This is a genomic window from Alkalihalobacillus sp. BA299 (assembly GCF_017745675.1).
Classification (GTDB): domain Bacteria; phylum Bacillota; class Bacilli; order Bacillales; family Bacillaceae_F; genus Alkalihalobacterium.
In genome coordinates this window covers 235,934-253,377 of sequence record NZ_JAFLJM010000004.1, presented here as the reverse complement: position 1 = coordinate 253,377, position 17,444 = coordinate 235,934, and the positions used below count along the sequence as shown (strand labels likewise).

Here is a 17,444-nt window from a genome sequence, read left to right as displayed (position 1 = left end):
TGATAGAAACAACCATTGAATTATAACAATGAAGGGGACATACACATGCTACGATCAATGTATTCTAGTATTGGTGGATTAAAAAACTCACAAACAAAGTTAGATGTTATTGGGAATAATATTGCCAATGTAAACACATTTGGATTTAAAAAAGGTCGAACAACATTTCAAGATATCATGAGTCAGCAAATGCGTGGTGCAAGTACTCCAACTGAAAACCGTGGGGGAACAAATCCGATGCAGGTTGGACTAGGAGGAACGATTGCAACAATTGATACCATTCATACACAAGGAAGTATGCAAACGACAGGGCGATCACTTGATGTTGCTGTCTCAGGAGACGGTTTTTTCGTAGTTAATAATGGGAATTTAAATTCCTATACACGTGCAGGAAATTTTTATTTAGATGAAAACGGAACGCTTGTTAACGGAGACGGTCTTCGCGTAATGGGGTATGGTTTACAAGCAGGTACAACTGATCAAATTGATTTCACTCAAATTCAATCTTTGCAAATTCAAGCAGGAAGCCAAATGGCACCTGAAGCGACAACAAATATTTCATATAAAGGTAACTTTAATGCTGACCGACCGCCTGTTGGAAGTGCAGATGGTGGTACTGCATTAGTTAATGAAGCGGATGAGTTAACTCAGCAACAAATCAATGATGCAATGAAGAGTGGATTTATCATTACGCATGAAGTTGTTGATTCACTAGGAGCAACTCACAATGTAAAGCTAGCGTTTCAAAAAACAGCCACTGGAGAATGGACAGTCGGGCTGATTAGGCCTTCCATTGATCTTAACACGCGAGAACAAAACCAAGATCCTATGACAGGGCAGTTGTACTACACATATGAAAGATTAGATAGTGAGGATACTCCTTTTCCTGGTTTGACAGATGACTTCATTAAATTTGGAGCGAATGGATATGTGATCCAGGATGATCCAAACGCTGTTAATACTAATTCTATGAAAGAAGTAAACTTAACATTAAATTTAAATGACCGTCCACTCGGAGCAGGGGATTACAATGGTGCTGAAGATCTTCAGTTAACGTTTGACTTTTCAAAATTCACTCAATTTTCAGGCTCGAATACTGCTGATGTGGATAATGTCACAGGGAATATTGACGGCTTTTTAGATAGCTTTAATATTGGACAATCGGGTGAAATTGTTGGTGTTTATTCTAATGGCCGTGTACAACTTCTTGGCCAACTTGCGCTTGCAACATTTAATAACCCAGGTGGATTAAATAAATCAGGGAATAACACGTATCAAGCATCTAACAATTCTGGGCAGCCAAACATTGGTATACCAGGGGAAGGTCGTGGAGTGCTGATGGGAAGTTCATTAGAAATGTCTAACGTTGATATTTCAGAGGAATTCACAGAAATGATCGTCGCTCAACGGGGCTTTCAAGCAAACACTAGAATTATTACAACATCCGATGAAATCTTACAAGAGCTCGTTAACTTAAAACGTTAATATAGTATTTTTCCGTAATTGGAAAAGGGCTACTTTTGGTTCCAAAAGACATTGACGGATAGGAGGAAGGGGACTGGTCATGTGATTATGTTCAAGTTATTAGTACTGTTCATGAGCTGTTCTCCTAATTGTAATTATGATTAAGTTAACTAGATTAAATAATAGTACATTCTTATTAAATGCGTTATTAATTGAACAAGTTGAAGCTTTTCCTGATACGACCATTACACTTGTCAATGGAAAAAAGATAGTAGTGCTTGAGTCACTTAACGATGTTATGCTTAAGACAAATGAACTATATCAAACGATCGGTCTTGCTTCAATTTTTAGTAAAAAAGATTCGGAGGGTTCTTGATTGTTTAAAAATAAATTAGTGAATATCATGATGATTCTCCTCGTTTCTCTTACATTAATTGGAGTTGTTACATTAGTACTTATTAATTATTTATCAACAGAAACTAACGATTCTGGAGAACCGACTATTGATGAGATAATTGCTCTTTCTTATGATACACCTGAGTTAACGACAATGTTATTAAGTAATGAATTTGCGAAAGTCCAATTTAAAATTCAAGTTGATAACAAAAAGGCATTATCAGAGATTACTAAACGAGATTTTCAAATTGAAAATATTATTATTCGAGAGTTAGCTGGGATGAAGTCATCTCAACTTTCTGGCTCAGAAGGTATAACTCAATTAGAAAACCAGTTGAAATTTAAAATAAATGAGTTGATGACAGAAGGTATCGTCGTTGATATATATACTCGACGATTAATTGTTCAATAAACGTCTGTAATAGTTTGAGAGGTGAGGCTCTTGGCTGACATTTTGTCACAAGGTGAGATTGATGCACTTTTATCCGCGCTTTCTACTGGAGAAATGGATGCTGATGAACTGAAGAAAGAGGAAACAGAAAAGAAAGTTAAGGTATACGATTTTAAAAGGGCTTTGCGGTTCTCGAAAGATCAAATAAGAAGTTTATCGAGAATTCATGAAAACTTTGCTAGATTATTAACTACTTTTTTTTCTGCCCAGCTGAGGACATTTGTTCAAATTTCAGTTGCTTCGGTTGACCAGCTACCGTATGAAGAGTTTATACGTTCAATACCAAAAATGACGATATTAAACGTCTTTGAACCCTATCCGTTAGATGGTAGATTTTTAATGGAAGTGAATCCGAATATCGCTTATTCTATGCTTGATCGATTATTAGGTGGTAAAGGGGTTGCCGTCAATAAAATCGATAATTTAACAGAAATTGAAACTCGAATTATGTCACAATTATTTCAACGGACGTTAGAAAGCTTTACAGATGCGTGGTCTTCGGTTGTTGAATTAGATCCTGTAATGGAAGATATTGAGGTTAACCCTCAGTTTTTACAAATGGTTTCCCCTAATGAAACGGTTGTTGTTATTTCACTTTCGACAACGATTGGAGAAACATCAGGAATGATTAACTTGTGCTTGCCACACGTTACGTTAGAAGAAATTCTTCCGAAATTATCTGTCCATTATTGGATGCAAACGAAGAAAAAACAACGGCAGCCAGGTGAAGTTGAGGCATTAGAAGCTACAGTTCGTAAAGCACCATTACTGATCCAAGCAGAGCTTGGACGATCAGAAATTACAATTCAAGAATTTTTACAGCTCAGCACAGGTGATGTGATTGAGTTAGATCAAAATATTAATGAGTCTCTGTTAGTGACTGTAGGTGGGGAGCATAGATATAAAGCTCAACCTGGAAAGTCGAAAAATCAGCTGGCTATTCAAATAACAGAGGTTATGGAGGAGGCACTAGAAGATGAATGACGATATGCTTTCCCAAGAAGAGATTAATGAGCTCTTAAGGGGAGTTGGAATCGACGACGATGACCAAACCTCAGATGAAGATGTAAATAATCCTGATACCTTAAGAGTTGAAGATTATTTATCTGCTGTTGAACAAGATGCATTAGGAGAAATCGGGAATATTTCGTTTGGTAGTGCAGCTACAGCACTATCTACTTTACTTAATCAAAAAGTGGATATTACAACACCTCAAGTGTCGGTAATTAACAGAAACACATTAGATGAGGAGTTTCCACAACCCCACGTTGCGGTGTCTGTTCAATATACTGAAGGTTTTGAGGGAATGAATTTACTTGTTATTAAAACAACAGATGCTGCAATTATCGCTGACCTAATGCTTGGTGGTGACGGCTTAACCCCCTCTGAGGATTTAGGTGAAATGCAAGTTAGTGCAGTACAGGAAGCAATGAACCAAATGATGGGGTCTGCTTCTACTTCTATGTCGACGATTTTTAATAAGAAAGTGGATATTTCTCCGCCAGGAATTGATTTAATGAATATTCCTAGAGAAGAAGGTATGGAAAGTATTCCAAGTGATGATATATTAGTCAAGATTTCGTTTAGACTAAAAATTGGTGAGTTAATCGACTCTTCAATAATGCAATTAGTCACGGTAACTTTTGCAAAGCAGTTAGTTGAAGAACTGATGAATCCACCACAGCCTGTTCCGATGTCTGAACAGGCAAAAGTACAAACAATGCCTGAACGACCAGTACAAGAGTTTATACAACAAACACAACCTGTGCAACAGAAGCCAATGGAACAACCGATGCATGAACAATCAGTCGCACAATATGAACAGCCACAATATGATCATCGTGGTCAACAACATTTAGGCTCACAATTTCAACAACGGCAAGTTGATGTACAACCGGCTGCATTTTCAAGCTTTGAACCACCTGAACTAACGCAAAGTGAGTCAAACAATTTAAACATGTTACTTGATATTCCACTACAAGTGACAGTAGAGCTTGGCCGAACGAAAAGGTCAATTAAAGAAATTTTAGAATTTGGTCAAGGCTCAATTATTGAGTTAGATAAATTGGCAGGTGAACCAGTCGATATATTAGTGAATCAAAAATTAATTGCAAAAGGTGAAGTCGTTGTTATCGATGAGAATTTTGGTGTGCGCGTTACTGATATTGTGAGTCAACAAGATAGAATAAAAAATCTCCGTTAAAATACGCGCGAAAAGTTGAATGATTTCGATTGTTGAAATAATTACTATATGTTTGGACAAAGTGAAAGGATGAACGATCATGTCAGGGAAAATATTAATTGTAGATGATGCAGCTTTTATGAGAATGATGATTAAAGACATACTATCAAAAAATGGTTTTGAAGTCGTTGGTGAAGCAACAGATGGTGCACAAGCTGTCGAAAAATATAAAGAGCTTTCACCTGATTTAGTAACGATGGATATTACAATGCCTGAAATGGATGGAATTACTTCTTTAAAGGAAATTAAAAAAATTGACCCAAATGCAAAAGTAATTATGTGTTCCGCAATGGGACAACAAGCAATGGTAATTGACGCTATTCAAGCAGGTGCGAAGGATTTCATTGTAAAACCATTTCAAGCCGACCGTGTGTTAGAGGCAATTAAAAAGACATTAGGTTAAGGAAGGGTGATAGTCCCTTGTACCGTAATTATTTTTGGATTGTTTTTAGTTTATTTATCGTTTTAACTATGAACTTTAACGAGCCAGTTCTAGCTTCGCAAACTGGAACTGGCTCCGTATTTGATGCTTTACCAACCAATGACCATAAACAAACTGACGGTGAGGCAGTGGAACCGGCGCCAACTGACACTGAACCTGAGCTTAAAGATAATACGCCAATACAGGATACAGCTGAAACATCATTTGATAATGGGACAAGTTTCTTTATGTTATTATTACAAATGATTGCTGCTCTAGTTGTCATCATTGCATTAATTTATATCATGTTGCGGTTTGTAAGTAAACGGACGCGATCTTTTAGAGAGCACCAAACGATTCAAAGTATTGGAGGCGTACCATTAGGAACAAATCGATCATTGCAGATGATTAAACTAGGTAATCGTATTCTAGTCATTGGAGTTGGAGAAACGATCCAACTTATAAAAGAAATTGATGATAAGGCTGAAGTTGATAAAATATTAGCTCAACAAGAATCAGAGTTTGAACGAATCGAACAGCCATTAACTAAAGCTTCAACGTGGATTAACCAACTCGTAACAAAAAAAAGGCAGGATAGTAAGGAAAATACGCTCGACTTTAGTGAGTTATTAAATAAACAGTTAAAGGATGTTTCTAAGTCGCAAAAACAAATCCACGAGGCGATGAAGGAGCATAAGAAATGACAGAATTTTTCCCGATATTTACTGATGAACCAGAGAACTTAGCCACTACCATTCAAATATTATTATTGCTAACAGTATTATCTTTAGCACCGAGTATCCTTATTTTAATGACTTGTTTCACGAGAATTGTGATTGTCCTTTCTTTTGTACGAACGGGTCTAGCTACACAGCAGATGCCGCCTAATCAAGTTATTATTGCTTTAGCACTATTTATTACATTTTTTATCATGGCACCTGTATTTGCAGAAGTAAATGAACAAGCGCTATCACCGTTATTAGCTGAAGAAATTAATCAAGAGGAAGCATTTGATCGAGCCGTGGTACCTATGAAAGAGTTTATGTCAAAGCATACACGCGAGAAAGATTTAGCTTTATTTATGGGTTATGCAGGGATGGACAGACCACAAACACTTGAAGATATACCATTGACAGCGCTTGTACCTGCATTTGCTATAAGTGAATTAAAAACAGCCTTTCAAATTGGCTTCTTTATTTTTATTCCATTTCTTGTCATTGATATGATCGTTGCAAGTGTGTTAATGGCTATGGGGATGATGATGCTACCTCCAGTTATGATTGCCTTACCTTTTAAAATATTATTATTTGTGATGGTAGATGGATGGTATTTAATCGTTCAATCTTTATTACTAAGCTATAGCTAACCCAACTATAAAAGTAGGTGAATTCTTTGAGTGCTGAACAAGTTATTTCTCTAGCTGAAAACGGAGTATGGACGGTTTTAATGGTAGCAGGACCGCTACTGTTAATTGCATTATCCCTAGGGTTACTTGTAAGTATTTTTCAGGCGACAACACAAATTCAGGAACAGACGTTGGCTTTTATTCCTAAAATTGTAGGTGTATTTGTTGCCTTAGTATTTTTTGGTCCGTGGATGTTATCTCAATTGATCAATTTTACGTACCATATTTTCAATAACTTACATCGGGTTGTAGGGTAATGATTGATTGGATTAACTTTTTACCAGCTTTTTTATTAGTCTTTATTCGAGTATTGGCATTTTTTACAGTGATGCCAATATTCTCATATCGAACGATTCCAACTACGTTGAAAATTGGACTTGCCGTTTATTTAGCTTGGATTATGTTTTTTACAATTGATGCACCCGAGCTTGCACTAGATGAAAACTATTTTCTACTAATTATTAAAGAAATTCTAGTAGGGTTACTCGTTGGTTTAATTGCGACAATTCTTATTTATGCAATTCAAGTTGCTGGAGCATTTATGGATATGAATATGGGATTTATGATTGCAAATGTTGTTGATCCAGCAACAGGCGCTCAATCTCCATTAATCGGAGGGTATTTGTACACTTTTGCATTGTTACTACTCCTTGTAACTGATGCACATCACTTGTTAATAGATGGAGTTTACTATAGCTATCAGTTTATTCCTTTAGAGCAATTGTTCATACCACTAGGAAATGAAAATGTCATTGAGTTTATATTCCTAACTTTTAATAAAATGTTTATTATTGCTTTTCAAATGGCACTCCCAATTGTAGGCGCCTTATTTTTAGTTGATGTAGCACTTGGAATGATCTCGCGCTCGGTACCACAAATGAATGTATTTGTCGTAGGTATGCCACTAAAGATACTCGTAGGTCTTTTGTTATTAACTATATTTTTAAGCGTATTTTACATGATTGTCCAACAGCTATTTGAAACGATCGTGGTTACGATGAGAACGCTTATGCAATTACTGGGAGGTGTCTAAGGGATGCCTTATATCCAATTAAATCTACAGTTTTTCGCACAAGAAAAAACAGAAAAAGCGACACCGAAAAAGCGTCAAGACACGAGAAAGAAAGGACAAGTTCCTAAAAGTACCGACGTTAATACTGCAATTATCATGCTACTAGTCTTCTTATTCCTTTGGTTTATTGGACACATCGTAGGCGATCATTTATTAGGAATGTTAAAGCATACGTTCCAAGAATATATGTTGCTGGATTTAACAGAGCTGACACTACATGTGGTACTGAATGAGATTACAGTAACGTCAGCAACTGTATTATTACCGATTATGCTAGTTGCCTTAGTAGCGGGTGTGTTTAGTAGTTATTTACAAGTAGGTCCATTATTTGCACCGGAAGCGATTAAGCCTAAGTTATCTAAACTAGATCCAATCCAAGGCTTTAAAAGAATTTTCTCTGTACGAGCGATTGTAGAATTATTAAAATCACTTCTAAAAATTACATTTGTAGGGACAGTTGTCTTTTCGATTCTTTGGTTCAGCCTTGATTCTGTGATGATTTTATCTCAAAAGTCAGTTGCGGATGGGTTTTATCAAATCGCACAATTAACAATTATTATGGGAATAGCAGTAGCTATTTTATTACTTATTTTATCAATACCCGATTATTTGTATCAAAAATATGATCATGAAAAGCAAATAAAAATGTCTAAACAAGATATTAAAGATGAGCATAAAAACATGGAAGGTGACCCAAAAGTCAAGTCAAAACGAAAACAAAAGCAAATGGAAATGGCAATGTCACGGATGATGCAGGAAGTTCCAAAGGCTGATGTTGTTATTACGAACCCGACTCATTTTGCAATTGCCTTAAAATACGACGGTGAGAAAATGGATGCACCTGTTGTCGTTGCAAAAGGTGTTGATTATGTTGCTTTTAAAATTCGTTCCATAGCGAAAAATCACGATGTTACGATCGTTGAAAATAAACCTTTAGCAAGGGCGTTGTATGCACAAGCTAATATCGGTGATCCAGTTCCAGAGGATTTATTTAAAGCAGTTGCCGAGGTCCTCGCTTATGTATATCGTCTAAAAAGTAAAAAAGTTGAGTAGTTAATGTTGGAAGAAGAGGAGAGAGTTTCCATTGTCGATTAAAGATTTATCTGTATTACTAGGCGTAATCTTAATAATTATCATGCTTATCATCCCATTACCGCCTGCGATGCTCGATGTTCTCATTATTATTAATATCTCTCTTGCTCTTGTCATTATATTAGTCGCGATGAATACTCGGGAACCCCTCCAATTTTCAATATTCCCGACACTTTTGTTACTCGTTACATTGTTTCGCCTTGGACTAAATGTTTCAACGACACGATCGATCCTAGGAAATGCAGAAGCTGGAAATGTAATCGAGACGTTCGGATCATTCGTCGTCGGCGGGAATGCTCTTGTTGGCTTTGTCGTTTTCCTTATATTAATTATCATTCAATTTCTTGTCATTACAAAAGGGGCTGAACGAGTATCAGAGGTAGGTGCACGTTTTACTCTTGACGCAATGCCAGGGAAACAAATGAGTATAGACGCTGATTTAAATGCTGGAATGATCTCAGATATAGAAGCCAAAGAGCGTCGGCAAAAAATCGAACAAGAAGCAGACTTTTACGGGGCGATGGATGGTGCGAGTAAGTTCGTAAAAGGTGACGCGATTGCAGGTATTGTTATTGTCATTATTAACCTTATATTTGGCTTAATAATTGGTATGTCACAGCTAGGGATGGGAATTGGTGAAGCTGCGAATACATTCACATTGCTTACCGTTGGTGATGGACTTGTAAGTCAAATACCTGCGTTATTAATTTCAACCGCAACAGGGATTGTTGTAACCCGAGCTACTTCTGAGGGAAACTTAGGACACGATATAACAAAACAACTACTAGCTTACCCGACGATGCTTTATGTAGCCGGTGGGACAATCTTCTTATTAGGTGTTGTTACACCTATTACTCCATATGTCACGTTTCCAATTGCTGGACTTCTTGTTTATGGTGGTTGGTACTTATCGAAAGCACAGAAAAAAGTGCTGGAGGAAGAATCATCTAAATCTGAAGAAGCCTTAGACAGTAATGAAGATTTGAAGTCACCAGAAAGTGTTGTTAACCTTTTACAAATTGACCCCATTGAATTTGAATTTGGATATGGACTAATTCCGTTAGCTGATGCTAATCAAGGTGGAGACTTACTTGATCGTGTCGTAATGATTAGACGGCAGCTTGCTTTAGAGCTTGGAATGATTGTACCTGTTATTCGAATAAGAGATAATATTCAATTACAACCGAATGAATATGTCATTAAAATAAAAGGGAATGAAATTGCAAAAGGGGATCTTTTACTAGATCATTATATGGCTATGAGCCCAGGAATAGAGGATGAGTCGATTGTTGGTATAGATACAATTGAACCAGCATTCGGATTACCAGCTTTATGGATTGGGGAAGATATGAAAGAACAAGCTGAACTATCAGGCTATACAGTTGTTGACCCACCATCAGTCGTATCTACCCATTTAACAGAAGTCATCAAACGCCATGCTCATGAGTTAATTGGAAGGCAAGAAACAAAACAGTTGATTGACCATTTAAAAGAATCCTATCCAACTCTTGTAGAGGACGTTACACCAAATCCTTTAACAGTTGGTGAAATCCAAAAAGTACTTGCAAATCTTTTACGTGAGAATGTGTCGATACGAAATCTACCTGTTATATTTGAAGTGTTGGCGGATTACGGTCCGATGTCAAAAGATATGGATTTAATTACTGAATACGTACGACAAGGTTTATCAAGACAAATTTCTAAACAATATTCTACACCAGGAGAGCCTCTTTATGTTGTGACATTAAGTGGTTCTGTTGAAAAACGAATGGCTGAATCAGTTCAACAAACGGAACATGGAAATTTCTTATCGATGGATCCAAGTCAATCTCAACAAATCATTGAAATGGTATCGATCGAAGTTGAACGTCTATCGCAAATGGGACAAGTTCCAATTATTTTATGTTCTCCAGCTGTTAGGATGTATGTCAGACAATTGCTTGAACGGTATATGCCAAACGTTCCTGTTTTATCATATAACGAATTGGAACCAGAAGTTGAGGTACAAAGTGTTGGGGTGGTGAATATAGATTGAAGATTAAAAAGTTTATAGCTCCGTCGATGCCAGAAGCAATGAAAAAAATTCGTGAAGAGCTGGGGCATGATGCAGTGATTTTAAATTCAAGAGAAATCGTATCTGGTGGATTTTTAGGTTTCTTTACGAAAAAGAATATTGAGGTCATTGCAGCAATTGACCGTACTCCAACTATTAAACGACCTACCCCAAAAAAGCAGCAAATGAATGAAGGACGTATGGAATTACCAGGCGTCCTTCAACAAAAAAAGCAAATGGTCACACAAGAGCATAGCCAGGAAAAATTGATAAAAGAAATCGAACATCTAAAAACATTGGTGACTTCTATAGCTACGAATGAAGTAAACCCTGAACGTGAGTATCCTGAGCCTTTTCAAACGATTAATAATTTGCTTGAAGACCAAGAAGTAGCAAAGCAACTTCGCTTACAAACGATGAAGCATTTATTAAGAAAGTGGTACGAGAAAGATCAGGTGGAAACCAAAAAAGAAGAAGTTATTGAATGGTTAAAAGCGTATTTACTCGATTCTATTCGTGATATACCTATGGGAGGAATAACGTTTACGAAACGCTTTGTCAATATTGTAGGTCCTACTGGAGTGGGAAAAACTACGACAATTGCCAAGCTTGCTGCCCATAGTGTTTTAAAAAAACATAAAAAAGTTGCATTGATAACAACAGATACATATCGCATAGCCGCTGTTGAGCAATTAAAAACGTATGCCAAAATATTAAATATTCCATTAGAAGTCGCTTACTCTATTGAAGATTTTAAAAAGGCAAAAGATCAATTCTCCAAATATGACCTCGTTCTTGTTGATAGCGCAGGACGAAACTTTCGAAATCCACTATACGTGGAAGAACTACAAAATGTTATAGATTTTACGGATGAAGTGGAAACCTATTTAGTTCTAGCATTAACATCTAAATATCGTGACATGGAAGCTATTTATGAAAAGTTCTCACTTATTCATATAGATAAAGTTATTTTTACGAAAAAGGATGAAACGTCTTATTATGGCTCAATGCTTACTTTTGTTCAGAAAAATAAAGTTGGAATTGCTTATATTACTGACGGTCAAAATGTCCCAGATGACATTACAGAAGGTAGTGGACAGGCAATTGTTAATTCTATAGTTGAGGTAAAAAATGATGAATGACCAAGCTGAAAGCTTACGTAAGATAATGAATAATATAGATAATGGCAATGATACAAAGGTCATTTCAGTAGTTAGTGGAAAAGGAGGAGTTGGGAAATCTAACTTTTCTATTAATTTTTCAATCGGTTTATCACAAGCTGGAAAACGAGTACTATTATTTGATTTAGATATTGGTATGGCGAATGTCGATATCCTAATGGGAGTTTCTAGCAAATATAACGTTGTCGATATGATTGAAAATGAATTAACAATTTGGGATATTATTGAGACAGGACCAGAAAATGTATCCTTTGTCTCTGGTGGTTCGGGATTTACACAATTATTTAAATTAAATGAGAAAAAATTCCAACGTTTTATGACTCAACTCGAATCATTAGGACAGGAGTTTGATTATATTATTTTTGATATGGGAGCAGGTGTGTCAGAGGATAGCATGCAGTTTATCCTTTCTTCGAATGAAGTGATCGTTGTTACTACACCCGAGCCTACTGCGATAACAGATGCTTATGCAATGCTTAAATACATTAACTCAAAAATGGATTCCATCCAGTGTTCTATCATTGTTAACCGGACAGATACGAATAAAGAAGGCCTTTTGACAGCACAAAATTTTATGCGAGTCGTCAAGCAGTTTTTACAAAAAGATTTAACGTATCTAGGGAGTATTCCAAATGATAAGTCTGTATCAAAAGCTGTAAGATCTCAAAAGCCGGTTCTTGTATTAGATCCAAAAGCGAAATCGAGTCAGGCAATAGAGTTAATCGTCAAGCAGTTTTTAGGTGAACAAAAGATCGATCAGGATAAGCCTCAGTTTCATTCATTTTTACATCGCTTTAAGCGTTTTTTCAGGACATAGCTACTAAGTCAGTTGTTTAATGAAGGGGGGGTAATGTGAGAGCGAAAATCACAGTATTGGTTGTTGATGATTCTGCATTTATGAGAAAAGTCATCAGTGATCTATTACAACAAGATGAGCGAATTCACGTAATTGGGACTGCAAGAAATGGACAGGATGCTCTGCATAAACTAAAGACACTTAAGCCAACTGTTATTACTCTTGATGTTGAAATGCCGGTCATGAACGGGTTAGAAACGTTAAAAAAAATTATGGAAACTACTCCGATACCCGTTGTGATGATAAGCAGTACGACATTAGAAGGTGCTAAAAATACAATGTTAGCCATGGAATACGGAGCTGTAGATTTTATTGCAAAAACATCAGGGGCAATATCTCTAGATATACACAATATTAAGGATGAAATAATCGGCAAAGTTGTTTTAGCTGCTCAATCTCAAGTATCCAATTTTATTAACAATACTAAGAAAATTGTAACAAATACGTCAAATCAAATGATAATAAAAGATAAAGAAATTCGTTCATTTAAAAATAATGGGAAGAAAAAAGTGGTTGCCATTGGTACTTCTACAGGTGGCCCAAAAGCTCTCCAACAAGTTCTTACGAAAATTCCGCCGACGATTAATGCTCCAATATTAATCGTTCAACATATGCCACAAGGATTTACAAAGTCATTAGCTAACCGTTTAAACTCTTTATGCAATATTGAAGTAAAAGAAGCAGAAGATGGAGAGATCATCAAAAATGGGGTTGCTTATTTAGCACCTGGTGGTTCACATTTAACAGTAAAAAAAGTAGGGTCTGTATTAGCCGCTTGTCTAAATCAATTACCTCCTCGTAAAGGACATCGTCCATCTGTTGACGTGTTATTTGAGTCATTAGCAAAGGTGACGAATTATAGTGTTCTTTCGATCATTATGACTGGGATGGGAGCAGATGGAACAGAAGGATTACTAAAGTTGAAAGATCTTACTAACACTTATTCAATTGCAGAAGCTAAAGAATCTTGTATTGTATTTGGAATGCCACGTTCAGCTATTAAAACAAACAAAGTAAATGAGATTGTTCATCTTCAAAATATAAGTATGCGAGTCATGGAGCTAGTTTAGTACATAAGGTTTACCCTCAGAAATAATAAAAACAAGTTCTAGGGAGAGGTTGCTCAAATGAGTTATATTGAACGAATTAAATCGTACCATTTAGATGTATTAAAAGAAATAGGAAATATTGGTGCAGGAAATGCAGCAACTGCACTTTCAACTCTACTAAATAAAAGTATAGATATGAAAGTACCATCTGTTAGAATAGTTTCTTTTCAAGAAATAACAGATTTAGTTGGAGGAGCAGATAAAGTCGTTGCAGCCATATTTCTTCGTCTTGAAGGAGATGCACCTGGAAGTATGTTTTTATTAATTCCTGTTGCTGAGGCAGAGCAACTGATTCGGCGTTTAACAGGTGATGTCACCTTTCAGTTATCTGAACCACCATTTGATGAACTAGGTCTATCAGCATTACAAGAAATGGGCAATATTTTAGCGGGTTCTTATTTATCGGCACTTTCAGATTTTACACGACTGAACTTACAGCCCTCTGTCCCAGCATTAAGCATTGATTTAGCTGGAGCGATTTTAAGTTTTGGTCTAATTGAAGTGTCGCAAGTCAGTGACTATACTATTGTTATTGATACTGAAGTAAATGAGATGGACAACGAGTTATCACAGTCGAGTGGTCATTTCTTTTTACTCCCTGATCCAACTGCCTTTGAACAAATTTTTACAGCCTTAGGAGTAGAGATGGATGAATGATGTGGTTAAAGAGGTTGTTAAAGTTGGAATGGCAGATTTAAATATTGTTAAATCCCCTCACACGATTAGAACTTCGGGATTAGGGTCATGTGTAGGGATTGTATTATACGATGATTATTCAAATATATCAGGAATGGCACATGTCATGCTTCCAGATTCGAAACTTGGTAAATCTGGTACGTTAAATGTAGCTAAGTATGCGGATACTGCAATTACTGAACTTATTCAAAAGATGAAGAGTGCAGGGGCGAGAACTTATTCATTAAAAGCAAAAATAGCAGGTGGAGCTCAAATGTTTAATTTTTCAAGTTCAAATGAAATGATGAGAATTGGACCGAGAAATGTCGATGCTGTAAAAGAAAAGTTGAAGCAACTTCGGATCCCGGTCGTGGCAGAAGATATCGGTGGAAGTAGTGGACGTACGATTGAATTTAATCCTCTTACTAAAAAGCTGAATATACGAACAGTAAGTCAAGGAGTAAAGGAAATCTAATGCTTTATGGAACTTGGTTGGTTAATTTATATCTTGGTATTGTCGCTTTTTTTATCGTTTTTTTAGGGTCATTAGGGAATAATTTAATCAAAACCACTTGCTATAGAGCGGCTGTTGCTTTTGTTGTAACTTTTCTTATCACCTATTTTTTTCGTTGGCTCTGGTCGATTGCCTTCGCATCTTCAACGAACAAGGTTCAGGAGGATGAAGTGCTTTTTAAGCAGGAATTAAATAAGATTGAAGATCCAACAGAAGATCGTGAATATAGTGACGAAGACATTCAAAAGGCGAGTGAATATGTACGTGAACTTCTCGATGACAAGGAGGTATAGTCATGCCTGAAACACCATTATGCGAGGAACAAAAATTATGGGATAAGTGGATCGGTACAAAAGATAATGAGGCTTGCGACTCATTAATTCGCTTATATATGCCGCTTGTCCGGTACCATGTGAGTCGAGTTGCTTCAGGGCTCCCACGTAATGTGAATAAGGATGATTTAATGAGTCATGGGATGTTGGGCTTGTATGACGCACTTGAAAAGTTTGATTCACAGCGAGATTTAAAATTTGATACGTATGCTTCTTTTAGAATAAGAGGTGCAATTATAGATGGTTTAAGAAAAGAAGATTGGCTTCCTCGGTCCTTGAGAGAAAAATCAAAAAAAGTAGAAGCAACGATTGAGCGTTTGGAACAATCTTTAGGGCGTTATGTCAACGCTAATGAAGTGGCTAATGAATTAGGGACTTCAGAAGACGAAGTTACACATATCATGTCGGAAAGTTTTTACGCTAATATGCTCTCGATTGATGAAAGAACGAATGATTCTGATCGTGAAGAAACGTACAAATCTACTATTGAAGATAAACGTACATTAACTCCAGAACAATCTGTTATTGCAGAAGCAACCAAAAAAGAATTAGCTAGAGTGATTCAAAATTTAAATGAAAAAGAGCAGATTGTCATTAGTTTGTTTTACTTTGAAGAATTAACTCTAACTGAAATAGGACAAGTCTTAGATTTGTCTACTTCACGTATTTCTCAAATACATTCAAAGGCACTTTTTCGACTGCAGCAAGTATTAAAAAAGGCGATAAGCTAAAAAAAGCTAATCGAAAGCGATGTGATGAATAAACATGACCCCTTTAGATGATATTTTTGAAATTCAAATTAGTAGTAATAAGATGAAAGCAACCATTATACAAAATCAAAAAAACGATGAAAAAACTAAACTTACGTATGATGAGCTTATAACTTGGGTGAAAGAACATGGAGTTGTTTATGGCATTAATGATAACGGCTTGCAAAAGATCGTTGAAAATAATGGCCTATTAACCTCACCATTTGTCTTTGCTGAAGGCACTAATCCACTAAATGGGAATAATGCATATTTAAAAGCGACTAAATTTGTATCGGAAAAAAGTGATAGGCTAGATGTTGATCAAGTTGATTTGCGGCATGTAATCAATATTCCATCTGTTAGTCAAGGTCAAACTGTAGGGGAAAAAGTAGAAGCAACACTAGGTCAATCAGGAAGAAATGTATTGGGCGAAGAAATCCCTGCAAAACCAGGAAGGGACTTTATTTTACGACCAGGAAAAAATACATCGGTTTCCGAAGACAAATCAAAACTGATTGCTCAGGTTGATGGTCAACTGTGCATTGATAAGAAAACGATTCATGTTTACCCCGTATATGAAGTTCACGGGGACCTAGACATGAGGACTGGAAACATTGAATTTATCGGTAATGTTTCAATCCGAGGGAATGTTCCTGCAGGCTTTCAGGTGAAAGCAAAAGGAGATATTCGTATTCAAGGTACAGTTGAAGCAGCTACTATCATTTCAGAAGGTTCAATATTTGTTGCAGCAGGAATTGTCAGTCAAGGAAAAGGTTTTGTGAAAGCCAAAAAGGATATACATACAACCTTTATTAATCAAGGGAATGTTGAAGCAGAAGGGAACCTTCATGTCAATCAGTCAATATTACATAGTAAATGTCATGTTAATGGGAGTATTTATTGTCCAAAAGGAAATATTGTCGGTGGGAAATTATCTGCGGGGTATGAAATAAACTGTAAGGAATTAGGTAACTCAATGCATACACCAACAGACTTATTTATTGGAGTGCATCAACAGGTATTGGAAAAAATATCGACACATCAAAATCAATTAAAACAAGCAACTGAAGAGCTAGAAAAGCTTAATAAGCTTTTACTTGTAATTGAACTAAAAGAAAAAAAGGGACAAGTGCTGCAAACGAATGAAAGAATAATGAAACTACGCGTAAGAAATACTCTTTTACAAACAAAGGAGAAAAAAGCAATAGCAGAAGAAGAACTAATCGAATTGAACGAAGAAATGGACAAGAGTCATACCGGTGTTGTCAAAGTAGAGCGTCACTTGTATCCAAATGTAACATTAACATTTGGTAAGTATCGTCGGAAAATTACGTCTAACCATCAATATGTAAAAGTATCAATCATTGATAGTGAAATCCAAATCATTCCATTATAATTAAAGAAATGGTAAATCGATGGAGTGTGAATAAAG

20 protein-coding genes are annotated in these 17,444 nt (G+C 36.3%); all 20 read left to right on the top strand.

The window, feature by feature from the left end:
- Positions 1 to 45 precede the first annotated feature (45 nt).
- The 20 genes from J0N78_RS07335 to J0N78_RS07240 all read left to right on the top strand — a co-directional run bounded on the left by J0N78_RS07335 (position 46) and on the right by J0N78_RS07240 (position 17,408).
- Positions 46 to 1,485, top strand: coding sequence for a flagellar hook protein FlgE (locus J0N78_RS07335; RefSeq protein ID WP_209122379.1), 1,440 nt, complete (start codon positions 46 to 48; stop codon positions 1,483 to 1,485).
- Positions 1,486 to 1,621: 136 nt separating this feature from the next.
- Positions 1,622 to 1,840 (top strand): flagellar FlbD family protein, encoded by a 219-nt coding sequence (locus J0N78_RS07330; protein WP_209122378.1) that lies wholly within the window; start codon positions 1,622 to 1,624, stop codon positions 1,838 to 1,840.
- Positions 1,841 to 2,272, top strand: coding sequence for a flagellar basal body-associated protein FliL (gene fliL / locus J0N78_RS07325; RefSeq protein WP_209122377.1), 432 nt, complete (start codon positions 1,841 to 1,843; stop codon positions 2,270 to 2,272).
- Positions 2,273 to 2,302: 30 nt separating this feature from the next.
- A complete protein-coding gene (gene fliM, locus J0N78_RS07320) occupies positions 2,303 to 3,295 on the top strand; it encodes a flagellar motor switch protein FliM (RefSeq protein WP_209122376.1) in 993 nt (330 codons plus the stop codon).
- The gene (gene fliY / locus J0N78_RS07315) at positions 3,288 to 4,514 is read left to right on the top strand and encodes a flagellar motor switch phosphatase FliY (protein WP_209122375.1); all 1,227 of its coding nucleotides are present in this window, start codon (positions 3,288 to 3,290) and stop codon (positions 4,512 to 4,514) included. Before fliM ends, fliY begins: the two co-directional genes overlap by 8 nt.
- 79 nt (positions 4,515 to 4,593) lie before the next feature.
- Entirely contained in the window at positions 4,594 to 4,956 is a 363-nt protein-coding gene (gene cheY, locus J0N78_RS07310; protein WP_075385659.1) for a chemotaxis protein CheY, read from the top strand.
- A gap of 17 nt (positions 4,957 to 4,973) precedes the next feature.
- Entirely contained in the window at positions 4,974 to 5,678 is a 705-nt protein-coding gene (locus tag J0N78_RS07305) for a flagellar biosynthetic protein FliO (protein ID WP_209122374.1), read from the top strand.
- Complete coding sequence (fliP, locus tag J0N78_RS07300; protein ID WP_209122373.1) at positions 5,675 to 6,340, top strand: flagellar type III secretion system pore protein FliP; 666 nt, start codon at positions 5,675 to 5,677, stop codon at positions 6,338 to 6,340. The genes J0N78_RS07305 and fliP overlap by 4 nt, the downstream gene beginning before the upstream one ends.
- A gap of 26 nt (positions 6,341 to 6,366) precedes the next feature.
- Complete coding sequence (gene fliQ, locus J0N78_RS07295) at positions 6,367 to 6,636, top strand: flagellar biosynthesis protein FliQ (RefSeq protein ID WP_209122372.1); 270 nt, start codon at positions 6,367 to 6,369, stop codon at positions 6,634 to 6,636.
- Complete coding sequence (fliR, locus tag J0N78_RS07290; protein WP_209122371.1) at positions 6,636 to 7,412, top strand: flagellar biosynthetic protein FliR; 777 nt, start codon at positions 6,636 to 6,638, stop codon at positions 7,410 to 7,412. The genes fliQ and fliR overlap by 1 nt, the downstream gene beginning before the upstream one ends.
- 3 nt (positions 7,413 to 7,415) lie before the next feature.
- A complete protein-coding gene (flhB, locus tag J0N78_RS07285; RefSeq protein ID WP_209122370.1) occupies positions 7,416 to 8,504 on the top strand; it encodes a flagellar biosynthesis protein FlhB in 1,089 nt (362 codons plus the stop codon).
- 31 nt (positions 8,505 to 8,535) lie between these two features.
- Positions 8,536 to 10,578: a flagellar biosynthesis protein FlhA gene (gene flhA, locus J0N78_RS07280; RefSeq protein ID WP_209122369.1), complete on the top strand. Its 2,043-nt coding sequence runs from the start codon at positions 8,536 to 8,538 to the stop codon at positions 10,576 to 10,578.
- A complete protein-coding gene (gene flhF, locus J0N78_RS07275; protein WP_209122368.1) occupies positions 10,575 to 11,738 on the top strand; it encodes a flagellar biosynthesis GTPase FlhF in 1,164 nt (387 codons plus the stop codon). The genes flhA and flhF overlap by 4 nt, the downstream gene beginning before the upstream one ends.
- Entirely contained in the window at positions 11,728 to 12,594 is an 867-nt protein-coding gene (locus J0N78_RS07270) for a MinD/ParA family protein (protein WP_247747173.1), read from the top strand. Before flhF ends, J0N78_RS07270 begins: the two co-directional genes overlap by 11 nt.
- Positions 12,595 to 12,629: 35 nt before the next feature.
- Positions 12,630 to 13,703, top strand: coding sequence for a protein-glutamate methylesterase/protein-glutamine glutaminase (locus J0N78_RS07265; protein ID WP_209122367.1), 1,074 nt, complete (start codon positions 12,630 to 12,632; stop codon positions 13,701 to 13,703).
- A 57-nt stretch (positions 13,704 to 13,760) separates the two neighbouring features.
- Complete coding sequence (locus tag J0N78_RS07260; protein ID WP_209122366.1) at positions 13,761 to 14,399, top strand: chemotaxis protein CheC; 639 nt, start codon at positions 13,761 to 13,763, stop codon at positions 14,397 to 14,399.
- The gene (locus J0N78_RS07255; protein WP_209122365.1) at positions 14,392 to 14,892 is read left to right on the top strand and encodes a chemotaxis protein CheD; all 501 of its coding nucleotides are present in this window, start codon (positions 14,392 to 14,394) and stop codon (positions 14,890 to 14,892) included. Before J0N78_RS07260 ends, J0N78_RS07255 begins: the two co-directional genes overlap by 8 nt.
- Positions 14,892 to 15,224 carry a hypothetical protein gene (locus J0N78_RS07250; protein ID WP_209122364.1) on the top strand — a complete coding sequence of 111 codons (333 nt, stop codon included), beginning with the start codon at positions 14,892 to 14,894 and terminating at the stop codon, positions 15,222 to 15,224. Before J0N78_RS07255 ends, J0N78_RS07250 begins: the two co-directional genes overlap by 1 nt.
- A gap of 2 nt (positions 15,225 to 15,226) precedes the next feature.
- On the top strand, positions 15,227 to 15,994 hold the full coding sequence (locus J0N78_RS07245) for a FliA/WhiG family RNA polymerase sigma factor (RefSeq protein ID WP_209122363.1): 768 nt from the start codon (positions 15,227 to 15,229) through the stop codon (positions 15,992 to 15,994).
- A 34-nt stretch (positions 15,995 to 16,028) separates the two neighbouring features.
- A complete protein-coding gene (locus tag J0N78_RS07240; RefSeq protein ID WP_209122362.1) occupies positions 16,029 to 17,408 on the top strand; it encodes a flagellar assembly protein A in 1,380 nt (459 codons plus the stop codon).
- Positions 17,409 to 17,444 lie beyond the last annotated feature (36 nt).